The organism is Streptomyces sp. NPDC059224, from assembly GCF_042754285.1.
Classification (GTDB): Bacteria; Actinomycetota; Actinomycetes; order Streptomycetales; family Streptomycetaceae; genus Streptomyces.
This window is the reverse complement of record NZ_JBHZAN010000012.1, coordinates 128,724-145,096: the sequence shown is the minus strand read 5'-3', so window position 1 is coordinate 145,096 and position 16,373 is coordinate 128,724. Positions and strand designations below refer to the sequence as shown.

Genomic DNA, 16,373 nt, shown 5'->3' with positions numbered 1-16,373 from the left:
GTGACGCCTGCGCCCCGCCCTCGGCGTGACCGGAATCACGTACCGCCACACGGGAACTCCCGGCACCTCGGCATCCACCCGCCCAGGTCCGTCGGTCCGCTCACCTCGAAGCGAAATTCCGCTTAACAAGGCAATTCGGACAATTCATGGAATCACTTGTGATGTGCACCACTTCACTCGCTCCAATCGAGGCAATCCATACAAATGGCGGAGCGGGGCTATTCCCTCGACACCCGAAAAGGCGGATTCAATCAATCCCCCTTTGTCCGATTCGCCGTAATTGCCACTTCGTGAAGTGGGTCACGTGGCCCTGAGTGCCACCGAGGCGGTAAGGCGACCCTCTCTCTCCTTTTCCTGTTGGCGAGTTGAGGCTTGGCAACCGCAAAGGATCAAGTACCCCATACGACTCAGACCAAGGTCAATCGGCGTGTTGGGGGAATCAGGTACTTGTTCCGGACATGTGCTCTCGCATACGTTCCGGCTCACCGGGCGGACGCCAAATCCTGCCGCCGCCCGTCGCGACCATCAACGAGTCCATTCGCACGGCAGGAGCGGGGGAACCAGGTAAGTCGCCGGACCGGGCGACCGACGTCACCGACGGACGTCGTACCGGAACGGCTAGGGGTGAAGTCGCCTCGCCTCAGGGCGGTGCGACCGGGAACTCCCCGAGCCCGAACCCGACAGCTCACCCCGCAGGCGACGGAGAGGAACCACGACATGTCTGCTGCCCCTCAGCACCGCCGCCCCCGCCGTAACCGCGTCATCCGCACGCTCGCCGTCGCCGGTACCGGCGCCGCCGTTCTCGCCCTCCCGCTCATCGGTGCGACCGCCGCCTCCGCCGCCACGTCCACCACCTCGACGGCGTCCACGACGCTCGCCGGGTACCCGAACAACCTCGACGGCTGGATCCGCGAGTCGCTCGCGATCATGGCCGAAAAGAACATTCCGGGCAGCTACAACGGCATCTACCGCAACGTGATGCGTGAGTCCTCCGGCAACCCCCGGGCCATCAACCTCTGGGACTCCAACGCGGCCGCCGGCATCCCCTCCAAGGGCCTGCTCCAGGTGATCGACCCGACGTTCAAGACCTACCACGTGGACGGCACGTCGTTCGACGTCTACGACCCGGTCGCGAACATCACCGCCGCCTGCAACTACGCCGCCGCGCGGTACGGCTCGATCGACAACGTGCACGGCGCGTACTGACCGGCGCCGTCAGGTGAAGAGCCTTTCGAGGACGACGGCGATGCCGTCGTCCTCGTTCGACAGGGTGATCTCGTCGGCCACCGCCTTGAGTTCGGCGTGGGCGTTGGCCATGGCCACCCCGTAGGACGCCCAGTCGAACATGGGGATGTCGTTGGGCATGTCCCCGAAGGCGATGGCCCGTTCGGGGCTCAGCCCCAGATGGTCGGCGGCCAGTGCCAGCCCGGTCGCCTTGGTCACCCCGCACGGCTGGAGCTCGACCGTTCCCGGCCCCGACATGGTGACCGTCGCGAGCGATCCCACCACCGCGCGCGCGGTCGCCGCCAGTTCGTCGTCCGACAGGGTGTGGTGGCGCAGCAGCACCTTGCTGATGGGCGCGCACCACAGGTCGTCCCGCCGGCCCACGCGCAGCGCGGGCAGCGTGGGGTGGGGCATCAGATAGCCCGGCTCGATGAGCGTGAGCCCGTCCACGCCGTCCTGGTCGACCGCCGCGTACACCTGCCCGACCTCGGCCTCGATCTTGCCCAGGGCGGTCTCGGCCAGCTCCCGGTCCAGGGTGACCGACCACAGCAGCCGGTCCGCGCCGGCGTCGTAGAGCTGGGCGCCCTGGCCGCAGACCGCGAGTCCCGTGCAACCGAGGTCGTCCAGGAGGGGGCGCACTCTCGGCGCGGGGCGGCCGGTCACCACGAGATGCCGGGCGCCGACCCGGCCCGCCCGCGCGAGCGCGGCGAGCGACCGTTCGGAGAGGGTGTCGTCGGCACGCAGCAGTGTGCCGTCCAGGTCGGTGGCGATCAGTGAGTACGGGGTGGGTGCGACCATGATCAGAGAATACGGACAGCACGCCCCTGAGACTCACTGTGCGTTTCGGCCTCAAATGGCGCCCGCCGTATCGGCGATGGGGCGTTGCCGGTGGCGCGCGTTACGTTCTCGGTGGGTCGGCGGTACCGATGGGGCTGGAGCGGCGTGGTGACGGACGGACCGGAGGACTTCCGGGCGCATCTGCTGGAGGCGGCGACCGGGACGCGGCGGACCCCGGCGAGGCAGGCTGGAACTGCGCCTGCCGGCTCATCGACGGCTTCGAGCGGCTGGGCGACTGCCCCGGGGACCCGGTCGGCGGTGCGCTGTGCACCGAGGAGACCAGGCGGCTCGGACTCTGGTTCGACGAGGACGGCGACGCCCCCGAACTGGACGCCGGTCACGAGCTGCTCCCGTCGTCGGCCATACGAACGCCCGTGTGAGGTAACGGGCGGTGGCCGCCGGTGTGCAGGCGTCCTCGGCGATCGCGTACATGGGAACGCCGAGGCGTCCCGGACTGCGAAGCGCGCCGACCCCGCCGGGATGCGGCGGACCGTCGCCGAACTTGACGATCAGGCCCGGCACGTCGCGATCCGCGTCGAGCGGCATGCTGACGGCATTCCTGGCCACGGTCCCCCCAGGGGTCCCCCTGTACGGACCGGATCCACCCCGTTCGTGTCCCCCGAAGGACGCTGAGCCGGAATTGCACCCTCCGACAACGCCTATTCGGACATTGCGAACTCTTTAGACACTGCCGCGACGGCCAACTCACCCGTAACGTGTGGCGCGACCACATGGAATGCCGCCCAACGCCAGAGCGACGTCACCGCACAGTCGGCCCGGCGCGGCACGGATGAGAGCGAGGCAGTCACCCCATGCCCCCCTTGCCCCCCTTCGAGGTCCCCGAGGGTGACCCCTTCGGCCCGCACAATCTTCCGTATGGCGTGTTCTCGACCCCCGAGAGCACGGAACGGAGGGTTGGCGTCCGCCTCGGCGACCACGTACTCGACGCCGGTGCCGCGGCTCTCGCCCTCGGCTCCCCCTACGCCACGATGCTCGCCCGCCCGACCCTCAACCCGCTGCTGGCCGCGGGCCGCACCGCGTGGTCGGACGTACGGCGCGCCCTGACCGCGTGGGTGACCGTGCCCGCGCACCGCGAGGTGCTCGAACCCCTCTTCCACCCGCTGTCAGCGGTGGCCATGCACCTGCCCTTCGAGGTCGCCGACTACGTCGACTTCTACGCCTCGGAGAACCACGCCCGGAACGCCGGCCGCATCTTCCGCCCCGACGCCGTCGAACCGCTCACCCCCAACTGGAAGCATCTTCCGATCGGTTACCACGGCCGCGCGGGCACCGTCGTGGTGTCGGGAACGGACGTCGTACGGCCGTCGGGCCAGCGCAAGACGTCCGCGGACCCCTCGGAGGCTCCGGTGTTCGGCCCGTCGGCCCGGCTGGACATCGAAGCCGAGGTCGGCTTCGTCGTGGGGACGCCGTCGCAGCAGGGCCGGCCGGTGGCGCTGAGCGACTTCCGGGAGCACGTGTTCGGGCTCACGCTCCTGAACGACTGGTCGGCGCGCGACATCCAGGCGTGGGAGTACGTGCCGCTCGGCCCGTTCCTCGGCAAGTCCTTCGCCACCTCGGTCTCGGCGTGGATCACCCCGCTGGACGCCCTGGAGGAGGCACGGGTGGCCCCGCCCCGGCGGACGCACCCGCTGCTGCCGTACCTCGACGACGCCGCCGAGGAACCCGCGGGCTACGACCTGCGGATCTCGATCGCGATCAACGGTCATGTGGTGTCCGAGCCGCCGTTCTCCACCATGTACTGGACGGCCGCCCAGCAACTCGCCCACCTGACCGTCAACGGCGCCTCACTGCGCACCGGCGACCTGTACGGCTCCGGCACGGTGAGCGGTACGGAACCCGCGGAGCGCGGATCGCTGCTGGAGCTCACCTGGAACGGGCGGGACCCGCTCGACCTCCCGGACGGCAAGCGGACCTACCTGGAGGACGGCGACGAGGTGACGCTGTCCGCGTGGGCGCCGGGGCCGGGCGGGAGCCGGGTGGGACTCGGGGACGTCAGCGGGCGGATCGTCGCCGGGTGAGGGACGGCGGGCGGGGAGGCCGGGCCGGGAGGCGCTCGCGCGCGTGGGTGCTCCGTCCGCCGGGCTTCGGTGCGGAGAACACCCGGATCCTCGTCGGAACCTGACTCGGGGCGTTCCGTCCCGTCATACTGGCGGGACACGCACCATGCGATGCGCCCGCACGCGCAGCATGCGAGGCGACGGCGCACCTGTCACGTGACGCGCCGGCGTACGCACTCCGTCGCGCAACGGCGCATCACCCCCGCACCACCCGCCACCGCACGCCCCTCCGATCGGGAAACGGAGCCTCGGCATGACCTTCTGCCTGCTCCTGCTGAGCGTCGTCGCCCTGACGGCCGCGGTACCCGCGCCACGCGCGCTGGTGCGGGCCCTGTGGCCCGAACGGGAACCGGTGGTCGCGCTGTGGGTGTGGCAGTGCCTGGTCGCCACCGTGCTGATGTGCTGCCTGACCGCGCTCGTCCTGGGTGCGGCGGCCGTCTTCCACACGGTGCGCGACCGGGTGTTCGCTCCGGCGCCACCGGCGGTCACCGCGGCGTACGACCTCTCTGTCGCACCCTTGTGGGCGGTCGCCCTCACGGTCCTGCTCGCGTGCGGGGCCGCGTGGACGACGGCGATGCTCACCCGTGAGCTGGTCGAGGCCCGGCGACGGCGCGGCCAGACCCGCGCGCACCTGCGCGAACGGGCACCGGAACTGCCGGCGGGGCTGCCCGCGGCACGCGGCCCGATGCTGGTGCTGGAGGACGAATACCCCGACGCCTGGTGGATGCCCGGGCATCCCGCCCAGTTGGTCGTGACGACCGGCGCACTGCACCGCCTCACCGACCACCAGCTCGACGCCGTCCTCACGCATGAGCGGGGTCACGCGCGCGCCCATCACGACTGGCTGCTCCACCTGTCCAGCGCACTGGCCACGGGCTTCCCGCGCGTGCCGCTGTTCTCGCACTTCTGCGACCAGACCCACCGGCTCGTCGAGCTGGCCGCCGATGACGCGGCGTCCCGCCGCTGCGGTCACCTCACCACGGCCCTGGCCCTGATCGAGCTGAACCAGCACCGTGGAGTCCTGTCCTGCGCGTCCAGCCGCCGGCTGCTCGGCGAGCGGGTCGACCGGCTCCTGGAACCGCCACCACGCCTGCTGCGCCGTCAGCGGGCCCTGACGACGACGGTGGCCGCACTCGTGCCCCTGCTGCCGCTGCTGATCACGTTCGCTCCGGGGCTGACGGCGCTCGGATAGGGCTCTGCCTCGGCTGGAGGTCCGGCGATGGGCGATGCCCGCGCGGCGCAACGGACGGATTGCGATCGGGCTCTGGACGGGCTGGAGCCTGAGCCGCTCGGGAAATCCCTCGGCTGTTTCCGTCGGCCCGGGGATAGCCTCGGCACTGCCGTAGTCCGACGGGGAGGGGCATGACATGCAGGACGCGCAGGACGTGCAGCGGCCGGACTGGGTCGCGCATGCTGGGGAGCTTTTCGAAGCGGCGATGTTCGGCGGCGACGCGTCCGCGTTGGACCGGTCCGACGACGTGCTGGACGCTGTCGAGGCGCCGCTGTCCATGGCACGCGGCAAGCTTCTGCACGTGCGCTTCCTGAACGACCGTGAGGAGAACGGCCGGGAACTGGCGCTGTTCGAGCGGGCGGCCGAGCTGTACCGGCGGCTGGGGGACGCGTCGGGTGAGGCGGACGCGTTGTTCTGGATCGGCTGCTGGCACCAGGTGGTGAAGGGCGACGGCGTCACCGGCAGGCCGTACTTCGAGCAGTCGTACGCGCTGGCGGAATCCGTCGGCGACCGAAAGACGATGTCCTACGCGATCCGCCACCTCGGCTTCGCCGACAAGGACGCGGGCGACGTCGACCGGGCGCGTCAACGGTTGACCGAGTCGGTGACGCTGCGCCGGGCGATCGGCTTCAGGCCCGGCGAAGCGGCCGGCCTGGTGGCACTGGCCTATCTCGCGGCCGAGACCGGTAACAGGTCGGTGGCGCTCCACCACCTGGACGAGGCGCAGGCCGTCGCCGAGAGCTGCGGCGCGAAAGCCGTGACGGGGTGGATCGAGCAGGCTCGCACGACAGTCCGGGCTTAGAGCCCGCGCGGACAGGCGGCGTGGAAAACCTCGGCATCAAGGTGGGCACAGGCTCGGGTGAATGTTGAGTTGCGACGCTCTGCGACCGTTGGCGAGACCTGTGCGCTTCCTTCGTCTCAGGTCGCGTTTCAGGTCGCCTGCGCGGCCAGCCTGCGCAGGGCCCGGACGGCAGGTGATCCGGGGTCGGCCGTCATCAGGACAACCTCCTGGTCATCCTCGGGCACGAGCAGGACGTCGCAGTTCAACCGCAGCGCACCGGCCTCCGGATGGTCCAGGGTCTTGGTGCGATGCCCGGGAGCGTGGACCGGACGCGCCTCCCAGATCTGCCGGAACTCCTCACTGCCGGCGTGCAGTTCGGCCAGCAGCGCGGCCAGCTGCGGGTCATGCGGGTAGCGGTCCGCGGCCCGGCGCAGCCGCGCCACCACGATGTGCCCGAATTCCTCGGCGCTGGAGCTCTCGTACATCCGCCCCTGGCCCAGGAAGCGGCGTCGGGCCAGGTTCGTCGTCCCGCCTCCGAGGTCGGCGCCGAGCAGTGCCCGGGCCAGGGGGTTCCAGGTGACAACGTCGTACGCCGCATCAGTGACGATGGCACCGGTCTCCGGCAGCCGCTCCAGCATCCGGGCCACGTGCGGGCGCACCCGCCGCACGGCGCTGATGCCGGGCGGCGCGCTCGAACCCGCCAGGCGGAACAGGTGGCTGCGCTCGGCCGGAGCGAGCCGCAGCGCGCGAGCCAGCGCGTCCAGGATCCGGGGCGATGGCCGTGGTCCCCGGGCCTGCTCCAGCCGCGTGTAGTAGTCGACCGACATGTGGGCGAGCTCCGCCACCTCTTCGCGGCGCAGACCCGGTGTGCGGCGGTCGGTGCCTGTCGCCGCCAGGCCGATCTCGTGAGGACGCAGGGCCGCCCGGCGGTCCCGCAGGTAGTGGGCCAGCTCCTGCCGCGCCATGTCGCCTCCTCGTCACTGCCTGGTACAGGCTGTCCCTGGCAGGGCTCCCACGACCATAGAAGTGTGGTTGCCATGAACGAACGCACAGCTCTGGTCACCGGTGCCAACAAGGGCATCGGCAAGCATATCGCCCGGCTGCTCGCCGCCGAGGGCCTCACCGTGTACGTGGGCTCCCGTGATGCCGGGCGCGGGCAGCGGGCCGTTGAGGAGATCGGCGCCGGGGCCCGGCTGCTGGTCCTCGACGTGACGGATCCCGACGGTGTCGCACAGGCCGCGGCTCAGGTGGACCGCTTGGACGTCCTGGTCAACAACGCCGGCATCTCACCGTCACTCGCCGCGCCGGCCGACACCCTCGTCGAGGAACACCGGCGCACGTACGAGACCAACGTGTTCGGGGTGGTGGCGGTGACCAATGCCTTCCTGCCCGCCCTGGGCCGGTCCTCGCACCCGCGCATCGTCAACATCTCCAGTGGCACCGCGTCGCTGACCTGGAGCACAAACCCCAACCCCCAGTTCACCCCGGGAAGCGGTGGCGCTGCCGCCTACCGGTCGTCCAAGGCCGCCCTCAATGCCCTCACCGTCTTCTACGCCCAGACGCTGGCCGAGGACGGCTTCAAGGTCAACGCGCTCGCCCCCGGCCTGCGGGCCACCGAACTCAACCCCCGGGCCGCCGCTGCCGGCGGCGACCCGGCAGAGGCAGCGCAGGGTGCCCTCCGCCTGGCCCTGCTGCCGGACGACGGCCCCACCGGTGGCTTCTTCTCCTGGGACGGAACGCCCGTGCCCTGGTGATTGGTGATCAGTCGGGCGGCGTCGGAGACGGGTGTCCCCACGGTGTGTGGCCCATGCCTGCCGGATCAGACTGCGCACGGCGATGATCGTGTCGGCGAGGTCGGAGAAGGCGCCGATGCCGGGAGTGCGGGGCTCGTAGCGGCGGGCGAGGCGGTGGAGGCGTTCTGCCGGGCGTGGCTTCCGACCCGGCCTGGCAGGTGCGTGCCGGAGCCGCCAGGGCGCCGGCCGCGGCCGGCGCCGCCGTGGCGGTGCCCGCTCTCACCAAGTCACTCGGCGATCCGAACGCCGACGTCCGCAAGGCGGCCGTCCTCGTCCTGACCCGGCACGCCGGTGCCGAGGAGGCCCACGCGGACGCGGACGTCAGGGCGTATGCGGTGCGGGGGCTCTGAGCGGGGCCCCCGCGCCGGGGCCGGGTCGGGCTATATCCAGTCCTCCGGTTCCGGCTCCGCGTCCATCTCGGGCCAGTGGTCCTCGTCCCCGGTCCCGGCAGCCGCGGGGGCCGAGGAGGACGGCGAGGCCGAGGAGGACGGCGTCTTCAGGGAGGCGAGCACTCCGAGCACGCCCTCCCCGTAGGTCATGAGCTTCTTCTCGCCGACGCCGCCGACGGTGGCCAGCTCGGCGACCGACTCGGGCCATCGGCCGACGATCTCCCTGAGCGTGGCGTCATGGAAGATCACGTACGCGGGTACGCCCTGTTCACGGGCCTGTTCGGCTCGCCAGGCGCGGAGTGCCTCGAACGCGGGGAGCAGTTCCTCGGACAGCTCCGCCACCGCCGCCTTCGCCCTGCCCTTGCCGGAGGACCCGGCGGATCCGGACGTCCCGGAGGACCGGGGGACCACGGGTTTCTTCGGCTCCTTGCGGAGCGGAACCTCCCGTTCGCGCCGCAGTACCGTCCCGCTGGCCTCGGTGAGCACCAGCGTGCCGTACTCGCCCTCGACGGCCAGCAGCCCCTGGGCGAGCAGCTGCCGGACGACGCCCCGCCATTCGCCCTCGTCGAGGTCGGTGCCGATACCGAAGACGGACAGCTGATCGTGGTCGAACTGGATGACCTTGGCGGTGCGCTTGCCGAGCAGGATGTCGACGATCTGGACGGCGCCGAACTTCTGCCCGCGTTCGCGCTGGAGCCGTACCACCGTGGAGAGGGCCTTCTGGGCGGCGACGGTGCCGTCCCAGGTCTCCGGCGGGGTGAGGCAGGTGTCGCAGTTGCCGCAGCCCTCCGGAGGCGGATCCTGGCCGAAGTACTTGAGCAGCTGCCCGCGGCGGCACTGGGCGGTCTCGCACAGCGCGAGCATCGAGTCGAGATGGGCCTGGGCGCGGCGCCGGAACGCCTCGTCGCCCTCGCCGGACTGGATGAGTTTGCGCTGCTGTATGACGTCGTTGAGGCCGTAGGCCATCCAGGCGGTGGAGGGCAGGCCGTCGCGGCCGGCGCGGCCGGTCTCCTGGTAGTAGCCCTCGACGGACTTGGGCAGGTCGAGGTGGGCGACGAACCGGACGTCGGGTTTGTCGATGCCCATCCCGAAGGCGATGGTGGCGACGACGACCAGGCCGTCCTCACGCAGGAAGCGGGACTGGTGGGCCGCGCGGGTGCCCGCGTCGAGGCCGGCGTGGTAGGGGACGGCCTCGATGCCGTTGCGGGTGAGGAATTCGGCCGTGGCTTCGACCGACTTGCGCGAGAGGCAGTAGACGATGCCCGCGTCGCCTTCGTGTTCCTGACGGAGGTAGGTGAGCAGCTGCTTCTTGGGGTCTGCCTTGGGGACGATCCGGTACTGGATGTTGGGCCGGTCGAAGCTGGCCACGAAGTGCCGGGCGGCCGGCATGTGCAGCCGCTGGGTGATCTCCTCGTGGGTCGCGTGGGTGGCGGTGGCCGTGAGCGCGATGCGGGGGACGTCCGGCCAGCGCTCGCCGAGGAGAGAGAGGGCGAGGTAGTCGGGACGGAAGTCGTGGCCCCACTGGGAGACGCAGTGCGCCTCGTCGATGGCGAAGACGGCGATCTTGCCGCGGGCGAGCAGGTCCAGTGTGGAGTCCAGGCGCAGCCGCTCGGGTGCCAGGTAGAGCAGGTCGAGCTCGCCGGCGAGGAACTGGGCCTCGACCACGCGTCGCTCGTCGAAGTCCTGGGTGGAGTTGACGAAGCCGGCGTTCACGCCGAGGGCGCGCAGGGCGTCCACCTGGTCCTGCATGAGCGCGATGAGCGGTGAGACCACGATGCCGGTACCGGGTCTGACCAGGGCGGGGATCTGGTAGCACAGCGACTTTCCGCCGCCGGTGGGCATGAGGACGACGGCGTCTCCGCCGGCCACCACATGCTCGATGATCGATTCCTGCTCGCCCCGGAAGGCGTCGTACCCGAAAACCCTGTGCAGCGTGGCCAGTGCCTCGCTGTCCGCCGGTCCGGGCGTCTGCCGCGTCCCCGGCGGCTCGGTCGTCCCTGGCATCTCGTTGGTTCCGCCCGTCCCGCCCATCGTCGTGCCCCCCGTACGTCGTCCCTCGACCACTGCCTCCACGATAGGGGCACGGACCGACAGCGCCTGAGTTGTCCACAGGCTCGCCGCTTCCTTGTCCGAGAGTGCCCTCAGCCCTTTGGCCGTCCTCGCGTGGCGCCCCGGAACCGGCGCGGGCCATGCTGCACGGGCGGGACCGGGGAGGCCCGCGCTGTATGGAGGCGCCGCACTCGCGTGCCTCTTCCGCCCCAAGGAGCATCAGGATGTCTCTCAGGTCCCGCACCGCCGGCGCCGTTCTGGCGCTGGCCGTGCCGTTCGCTCTGGCCGCGGTTCCCGCCGACGCGGCTCCCGTGCCCGAGGCCGACCCGTTCGTGTGGACGGATCTGACTCCCACGTACACGGCCACCGCGGACTACCAGTACGAGCCGTTCGCGGTCACGGACGGTTACAAGCCCGTCGGCCGGTGTGCGCAGGACACCGCGACCGGCGAGGGAGGCGCGGGCTACCACTACGTGAACCCCGCCCACGTCGGCAGCCTCGACCCGGCCGAGCCCGCGGGTCTTCTCTACGAGACCGACAGCGACGGCGCCCGCGCCCTGGTGGGGGTGGAGTGGATCGCTCGGGCGGACGCCGCAGGGACCGCGCCGACGCTGTTCGGGCAGACGTTCCAGGGGCCGGCGACCCTGGAGGGCGTGGGCTCCGTGTACACGCTGCACGCCTGGATCTGGAAGGACAATCCGAGCGGTCTGTTCGCACCGTGGAACCCGACGGTCACGTGCCCGTAGGGACGGCTCCGACCGGCGCGTGACGTGCCGGCGTCCTGTGAGCCCCGCGGCCGAAGCCCACGCGCGCGTGGGCCCCGGTTCCTCGGAAGGAACCGGGGCCCACGGCCGTACCGCAACGGTCAGCGAACGAAGACTCCCGCCTGGTTGGCCAGGTCCAGGAAGTACTGCGGGGCCACGCCGAGCACCAGCGTGACCGCGACGCCGACGCCGATCGCCGCCATGGTCAGCGGTGACGGGACGGCGACCGTGGGTCCGTCGGGCCTGGGCTCGCTGAAGAACATCAGCACGATCACGCGGATGTAGAAGAACGCGGCGATCGCCGACGAGATCACACCGACGACGACCAGCGGGCCGGCCCCGCCCTCCGCCGCCGCCTTGAACACGGCGAACTTCCCGGCGAAGCCGGAGGTCAGCGGGATACCGGCGAAGGCCAGCAGGAACACCGCGAAGACGGCCGCGACCAGCGGCGAGCGGCGGCCGAGACCGGCCCACTTTGACAGGTGCGTGGCCTCGCCGCCGGCGTCGCGCACCAGGGTGACCACGGCGAAGGCGCCAATGGTCACGAAGGAGTAGCCGGCCAGGTAGAACAGGACGGACGACACGCCGTCCTTCGAGGTCGCGATGACACCCGCCAGGATGAATCCGGCGTGCGCGATCGAGGAGTACGCGAGCAGTCGCTTGATGTCGGTCTGGGTGATCGCGACGATCGCGCCGCCCAGCATGGTGATGATCGCGACGCCCCACATGACCGGCCGCCAGTCCCAGCGCAGGCCGGGCAGGACGACGTACAGCAGGCGCAGCAGCGCGCCGAACGCGGCCACCTTGGTCGCCGCCGCCATGAAGCCGGTCACCGGGGTGGGCGCGCCCTGGTAGACGTCGGGGGTCCACATGTGGAAGGGGACCGCGCCGACCTTGAAGAGCAGGCCCATGACGACCATGGCGGTGCCGATCAGGAGCAGTGCGTCGTTGCCCATGGTGTCGGCGAGGGCGGGGTCGACGTTGGTGACGGTGCCGTCGACGACCTGGGAGACGGTGGCGTAGGAGACCGACCCGGCGTACCCGTACAGCAGCGCGATGCCGAACAGGGTGAACGCGGAGGCGAAGGCGCCGAGCAGGAAGTACTTGACCGCCGCTTCCTGGGACATCAGGCGCTTGCGGCGGGCCAGGGCGCACATCAGGTACAGCGGGAGGGAGAAGACCTCCAGGGCCACGAAGAGCGTCAGCAGGTCGTTGGCCGAGGGGAACACCAGCATGCCGGCGACCGCGAAGAGGAGCAGCGGGAAGACCTCGGTGGTGGTGAAGCCCGCCTTCACCGCGGCCTGCTCGCTGTCGCTGCCGGGCACGGAGGCGGCCTGTGCGGCGAAGGAGTCGACGCGGTTGCCGTGGGCGGCCGGGTCGAGGCGGCGTTCGGCGAAGGTGAACAGGCCGAGCAGGCCGGCCAGCAGGATCGTGCCCTGCAGGAACAGGGACGGTCCGTCGACGGCGATGGCGCCCATCGCGGCGATGTGCGCCTTGGTGGTGCCGTAGCCGTCCGCGGCCAGTGCGACGACCGCCGCGAAGGCCGCGCACAGCGCCACGGCGGAGACGAAGACCTGCGCGTAGTAGCGGAACTTGCGCGGGACGAACGCCTCGACGAGCACCCCGACGATCGCCGCGCCGAGCACGATCAGGGTGGGGGACAATTGTCCGTATTCGATCTTCGGCGCGTCGATCTTCGCGATCGGCTCCGCCGCGGTTGTCCACAGGCTGTGGACGGCTGCTGCGCTCACTTGGCCGCCTCCACTGCGGGCTTCGGGTCGGTCTTGTGTACGTCCGACATGGTCTGCTTGACCGCCGGGTTGACGATGTCCGTGACGGGCTTCGGGTAGACGCCCAGGAAGATCAGCAGAACGATCAGCGGGGTGACGACCACGAGCTCACGCGCGCGTAGGTCGGGCATCGCGGAGACCTCCGGTTTCACCGGGCCCGTCATCGTCCGCTGGTAGAGGACGAGGGTGTAGAGCGCGGCGAGGACGATGCCGAAGGTGGCGATGATGCCGATGACCGGGTAGCGCGTGAACGTGCCGACCAGCACGAGGAACTCGCTCACGAAGGGGGCCAGACCCGGCAGTGACAGGGTCGCCAGGCCGCCGATCAGGAAGGTGCCGGCCAGCACCGGAGCGACCTTCTGCACGCCGCCGTAGTCGGCGATGAGCCGCGAGCCGCGCCGGGAGATCAGGAAGCCGGCGACCAGCATCAGCGCGGCGGTGGAGATGCCGTGGTTGACCATGTAGAGGGTGGCGCCGGACTGGCCCTGGCTGGTCATCGCGAAGATGCCCAGGATGATGAAGCCGAAGTGCGAGATGGACGCGTAGGCGACCAGACGCTTGATGTCCCGCTGGCCGACGGCGAGCAGCGCACCGTAGATGATGCTGATCACGGCGAGCACGAGGATGGCGGGTGTCGCCCACTTCGAGGCCTCCGGGAACAGCTGGAGGCAGAAGCGGAGCATCGCGAACGTGCCCACCTTGTCGACCACCGCCGTGATGAGCACGGCGACGGGGGCGGTGGACTCCTGCATGGCGTTGGGCAGCCAGGTGTGCAGCGGCCACAGCGGCGCCTTCACCGCGAAGGCGAAGAAGAAGCCGAGGAACAGCCAGCGTTCGGTGCTGGTCGCCATGTGCAGCGACCCGTTCGCGCGGGCCTGCGCGATCTCGGCGAGGGAGAAGCTCCCGGCGACCACGTAGAGGCCGATCACCGCGGCCAGCATGATCAGGCCGCCGACCAGGTTGTAGAGGAGGAACTTCACGGCCGCGTACGAGCGTTGGGCCGCCGCGTTCTCGTCGGAGCCCGCGTGGGCACGGTCCCCGAAGCCGCCGATGAGGAAGTACATCGGGATCAGCATGGCTTCGAAGAAGATGTAGAAGAGGAAGACGTCGGTGGCCTCGAAGGAGATGATCACCATCGCCTCGACGGCCAGGATCAGGGCGAAGAAGCCCTGGGTGGGCCGCCACCGCTTGCTGCCGGTCTCCAGCGGGTCGGCGTCGTGCCAGCCGGCCAGGATGATGAACGGGATCAGCAGGGCGGTCAGGGCGAGCAGGGCGACCGCGATGCCGTCGACGCCCAGTTCGTAGCGGACCCCGAAGTCCGAGATCCAGGCGTGGGACTCGGTGAGCTGGTAGCGGGAGCCGTCCGGGTCGAAGCGGACCAGGACGACGATCGCGAGCACCAGGGTGGCGAGCGAGACCAGCAGGGCGAGCCATTTGGCGGCGGTTCGCCGTGCGGCCGGTACGGCGGCCGTGGCGACCGCGCCGACGGCCGGGAGCACCGCCGTCGCTGTCAGCAGAGGAAAGGACATCGGTATCAGACCGCCCTCATCAGCAGGGTCGCGGCGACCAGGAGGGCGGCGCCGCCGAACATCGAGACCGCGTACGAGCGCGCGTAGCCGTTCTGGAGCCTGCGCAGCCGGCCGGACAGTCCGCCGAAGCCCGCCGCCGTGCCGTTGACGACGCCGTCGACCAGGGTGTGGTCGACGTATACGAGGGAGCGGGTGAGATGTTCGCCGCCGCGGACCAGGACGACGTGGTTGAAGTCGTCCTGGAGGAGGTCGCGGCGGGCCGCGCGGGTGAGCAGCGAACCGCGCGGGGCGACGGCCGGGACGGCACGGCGGCCGTACTGGAGCCAGGCGATGCCGACGCCGATGACCAGGCACACCATGGTGGCGCCGGTGACGGTGGCCGCGCTCAGCGGCGAGTCGCCCTCACTGTGGCCGGTGACCGGCTCCAGCCAGTGCAGGAAGCGGTCGCCGATGCTGAAGAAGGCGCCGCCGAAGACCGAGCCGATCGCCAGCACGATCATCGGGACGGTCATGACCTTCGGGGACTCGTGCGGATGCGGCTCGTGGCCATGCTCGTCGGGCTGCCAGCGCTTCTCGCCGAAGAACGTCATCAGCATCACGCGGGTCATGTAGAACGCGGTGATGGCCGCGCCGAGCAGGGCGCAGGCGCCGAGGATCCAGCCCTCGGTGCCGCCCTTGGCGAACGCCGCCTCGATGATCTTGTCCTTGGAGAAGAAGCCGGACAGGCCCGGGAAGCCGATGATCGCGAGGTAGCCGAGGCCGAAGGTGATGAAGGTGACCGGCATGTACGTGCGCAGGCCGCCGTACTTGCGCATGTCGACCTCGTCGTTCATGCCGTGCATGACGGAGCCGGCGCCGAGGAACAGACCGGCCTTGAAGAAGCCGTGCGTCACCAGGTGCATGATCGCGAAGACGTAGCCGATCGGGCCGAGGCCGGCGGCGAGCACCATGTAGCCGATCTGCGACATGGTCGAACCGGCGAGGGCCTTCTTGATGTCGTCCTTCGCGCAACCGACGATCGCACCGAACAGGAGCGTGACGGCACCGACGACGGTGACGACCAGTTGTGCGTCGGGCGCCGCGTTGAAGATCGCTCCGGAGCGGACGATGAGGTAGACGCCGGCGGTCACCATGGTCGCCGCGTGGATGAGGGCGGAGACCGGGGTCGGGCCCTCCATGGCGTCGCCGAGCCAGGACTGCAGCGGGACCTGGGCAGACTTGCCGCAGGCGGCGAGCAGCAGCATCAGACCGATGGCGGTGAGCTTGCCCTGGGAGGCGCCGGTGGCGTGGTCGAGGACCGGGCCGAAGGCGAACGTGCCGAACGTCGTGAACATCAGCATGATCGCGATCGAGAGGCCCATGTCGCCGACCCGGTTGACCAGGAAGGCCTTCTTCGCGGCCGTGGCCGCACTGGGCTTGTGCTGCCAGAAGCCGATCAGCAGGTACGAGGCGAGACCGACGCCCTCCCAGCCGACGTACAGCAGCAGGTAGTTGTCGGCGAGGACGAGCAGCAGCATCGCCGCGAGGAACAGGTTCAGGTAGCCGAAGAATCGGCGGCGGCGCTCGTCGTGCTCCATGTACCCGATCGAGTACAGGTGGATGAGCGAGCCGACGCCGGTGATCAACAGGACGAACGTCATCGACAGCTGGTCGAGGCGGAAGGTGACGTCCGCCTGGAAGCCGGCCACCGGTACCCAGGTGAACAGGTGCTGCATCAGGGTGCGGTGTTCGGCGTCCTTGCCCAGCAGGTCGGCGAAGAGGATCACGCCGAACACGAAGGAGGTCGTCGACAGGAGCGTGCCGATCCAGTGGCCCACGCCGTCCAGACGGCGGCCGCCGACCAGGAGGACGGCCGCTCCGAGCAGGGGCGCCGCGATCAGCAGCGCGATCAGATTCTCTGCGTTCATA

Annotated in this window: 13 protein-coding genes, 2 pseudogenes and 1 riboswitch; of the genes and pseudogenes, 8 read left to right on the top strand and 7 right to left on the bottom strand. The window is 70.4% G+C overall.

Features of this window, described 5'->3' with window-relative positions; translation table 11 throughout:
• Nucleotides 1-516: 516 nt before the first annotated feature.
• Nucleotides 517-712: riboswitch (cyclic di-AMP (ydaO/yuaA leader) on the top strand.
• Between the two features lie 5 nt (nucleotides 713-717).
• On the top strand, nucleotides 718-1,206 hold the full coding sequence (locus tag ACFXI4_RS15050; protein ID WP_384990560.1) for a transglycosylase SLT domain-containing protein: 489 nt from the start codon (nucleotides 718-720) through the stop codon (nucleotides 1,204-1,206).
• A 9-nt stretch (nucleotides 1,207-1,215) separates the two neighbouring features.
• On the opposite strand, the gene ACFXI4_RS15045 is transcribed toward ACFXI4_RS15050, so the two are convergent.
• A complete protein-coding gene (locus tag ACFXI4_RS15045; RefSeq protein ID WP_384990558.1) occupies nucleotides 1,216-2,022 on the bottom strand; it encodes an HAD family hydrolase in 807 nt (268 codons plus the stop codon).
• A gap of 128 nt (nucleotides 2,023-2,150) precedes the next feature.
• Between ACFXI4_RS15045 and ACFXI4_RS15040 the strand changes: the two genes are divergently transcribed.
• The gene (locus ACFXI4_RS15040) at nucleotides 2,151-2,441 is read left to right on the top strand and encodes a hypothetical protein (RefSeq protein WP_384990729.1); all 291 of its coding nucleotides are present in this window, start codon (nucleotides 2,151-2,153) and stop codon (nucleotides 2,439-2,441) included.
• Here ACFXI4_RS15040 and ACFXI4_RS15035 read toward each other — a convergent pair.
• A pseudogene (locus ACFXI4_RS15035) lies at nucleotides 2,371-2,607 on the bottom strand (ATP-grasp domain-containing protein); the annotation flags it as partial. The gene ACFXI4_RS15040 and the pseudogene ACFXI4_RS15035 overlap by 71 nt on opposite strands.
• Nucleotides 2,608-2,882: 275 nt before the next feature.
• Between ACFXI4_RS15035 and fahA the strand changes: the two are divergent.
• The 3 genes from fahA to ACFXI4_RS15020 all read left to right on the top strand — a co-directional run bounded on the left by fahA (nucleotide 2,883) and on the right by ACFXI4_RS15020 (nucleotide 6,172).
• Nucleotides 2,883-4,100, top strand: coding sequence for a fumarylacetoacetase (gene fahA / locus ACFXI4_RS15030; protein WP_384990713.1), 1,218 nt, complete (start codon nucleotides 2,883-2,885; stop codon nucleotides 4,098-4,100).
• A gap of 292 nt (nucleotides 4,101-4,392) precedes the next feature.
• A complete protein-coding gene (locus ACFXI4_RS15025; protein WP_384990555.1) occupies nucleotides 4,393-5,331 on the top strand; it encodes a M56 family metallopeptidase in 939 nt (312 codons plus the stop codon).
• Nucleotides 5,332-5,506: 175 nt separating this feature from the next.
• Nucleotides 5,507-6,172 carry a tetratricopeptide repeat protein gene (locus ACFXI4_RS15020; protein WP_384990553.1) on the top strand — a complete coding sequence of 222 codons (666 nt, stop codon included), beginning with the start codon at nucleotides 5,507-5,509 and terminating at the stop codon, nucleotides 6,170-6,172.
• A 128-nt stretch (nucleotides 6,173-6,300) separates the two neighbouring features.
• On the opposite strand, the gene ACFXI4_RS15015 is transcribed toward ACFXI4_RS15020, so the two are convergent.
• Nucleotides 6,301-7,116, bottom strand: a complete 816-nt coding sequence (locus ACFXI4_RS15015) for a helix-turn-helix transcriptional regulator (protein WP_384990551.1) — start codon at nucleotides 7,114-7,116, stop codon at nucleotides 6,301-6,303.
• Nucleotides 7,117-7,188: 72 nt separating this feature from the next.
• On the opposite strand from ACFXI4_RS15015, the gene ACFXI4_RS15010 reads away from it, so the two are divergent.
• A complete protein-coding gene (locus tag ACFXI4_RS15010; protein ID WP_384990549.1) occupies nucleotides 7,189-7,905 on the top strand; it encodes an SDR family oxidoreductase in 717 nt (238 codons plus the stop codon).
• A gap of 179 nt (nucleotides 7,906-8,084) precedes the next feature.
• A pseudogene (locus ACFXI4_RS15005) lies at nucleotides 8,085-8,294 on the top strand (HEAT repeat domain-containing protein); the annotation flags it as partial.
• 30 nt (nucleotides 8,295-8,324) lie between these two features.
• On the opposite strand, the gene recQ reads toward ACFXI4_RS15005, so the two are convergent.
• Complete coding sequence (gene recQ / locus ACFXI4_RS15000; RefSeq protein WP_384990547.1) at nucleotides 8,325-10,337, bottom strand: DNA helicase RecQ; 2,013 nt, start codon at nucleotides 10,335-10,337, stop codon at nucleotides 8,325-8,327.
• Between the two features lie 269 nt (nucleotides 10,338-10,606).
• Between recQ and ACFXI4_RS14995 the strand changes: the two genes are divergently transcribed.
• The gene (locus ACFXI4_RS14995; protein WP_384990545.1) at nucleotides 10,607-11,128 is read left to right on the top strand and encodes a hypothetical protein; all 522 of its coding nucleotides are present in this window, start codon (nucleotides 10,607-10,609) and stop codon (nucleotides 11,126-11,128) included.
• Between the two features lie 119 nt (nucleotides 11,129-11,247).
• On the opposite strand, the gene nuoN is transcribed toward ACFXI4_RS14995, so the two are convergent.
• The 3 genes from nuoN to nuoL are packed head-to-tail and all read right to left on the bottom strand — an operon-like array spanning nucleotide 11,248 to nucleotide 16,372.
• Nucleotides 11,248-12,897, bottom strand: a complete 1,650-nt coding sequence (gene nuoN, locus ACFXI4_RS14990) for an NADH-quinone oxidoreductase subunit NuoN (protein WP_362718182.1) — start codon at nucleotides 12,895-12,897, stop codon at nucleotides 11,248-11,250.
• A complete protein-coding gene (locus tag ACFXI4_RS14985) occupies nucleotides 12,894-14,465 on the bottom strand; it encodes an NADH-quinone oxidoreductase subunit M (RefSeq protein ID WP_384990542.1) in 1,572 nt (523 codons plus the stop codon). Before ACFXI4_RS14985 ends, nuoN begins: the two co-directional genes overlap by 4 nt.
• Before the next feature lie 5 nt (nucleotides 14,466-14,470).
• Nucleotides 14,471-16,372, bottom strand: coding sequence for an NADH-quinone oxidoreductase subunit L (nuoL, locus tag ACFXI4_RS14980; RefSeq protein WP_384990539.1), 1,902 nt, complete (start codon nucleotides 16,370-16,372; stop codon nucleotides 14,471-14,473).
• Nucleotide 16,373: the final 1 nt, after the last annotated feature.

Bases quoted from the DNA above. Each gene is read 5' to 3' on its own strand.
- ACFXI4_RS15040 (WP_384990729.1), top strand. From the start codon at position 2,151: ATGGGGCTGGAGCGGCGTGGTGACGGACGGACCGGAGGACTTCCGGGC.
- ACFXI4_RS15020 (WP_384990553.1), top strand. From the start codon at position 5,507: ATGCAGGACGCGCAGGACGTGCAGCGGCCGGACTGGGTCGCGCATGCT.
- ACFXI4_RS14985 (WP_384990542.1), bottom strand. From the start codon at position 14,465: ATGTCCTTTCCTCTGCTGACAGCGACGGCGGTGCTCCCGGCCGTCGGC.
- nuoL (WP_384990539.1), bottom strand. From the start codon at position 16,372: ATGAACGCAGAGAATCTGATCGCGCTGCTGATCGCGGCGCCCCTGCTC.
- ACFXI4_RS15010 (WP_384990549.1), top strand. From the start codon at position 7,189: ATGAACGAACGCACAGCTCTGGTCACCGGTGCCAACAAGGGCATCGGC.
- ACFXI4_RS14995 (WP_384990545.1), top strand. From the start codon at position 10,607: ATGTCTCTCAGGTCCCGCACCGCCGGCGCCGTTCTGGCGCTGGCCGTG.
- ACFXI4_RS15045 (WP_384990558.1), bottom strand. From the start codon at position 2,022: ATGGTCGCACCCACCCCGTACTCACTGATCGCCACCGACCTGGACGGC.
- ACFXI4_RS15015 (WP_384990551.1), bottom strand. From the start codon at position 7,116: ATGGCGCGGCAGGAGCTGGCCCACTACCTGCGGGACCGCCGGGCGGCC.
- recQ (WP_384990547.1), bottom strand. From the start codon at position 10,337: ATGCCAGGGACGACCGAGCCGCCGGGGACGCGGCAGACGCCCGGACCG.
- ACFXI4_RS15050 (WP_384990560.1), top strand. From the start codon at position 718: ATGTCTGCTGCCCCTCAGCACCGCCGCCCCCGCCGTAACCGCGTCATC.
- ACFXI4_RS15025 (WP_384990555.1), top strand. From the start codon at position 4,393: ATGACCTTCTGCCTGCTCCTGCTGAGCGTCGTCGCCCTGACGGCCGCG.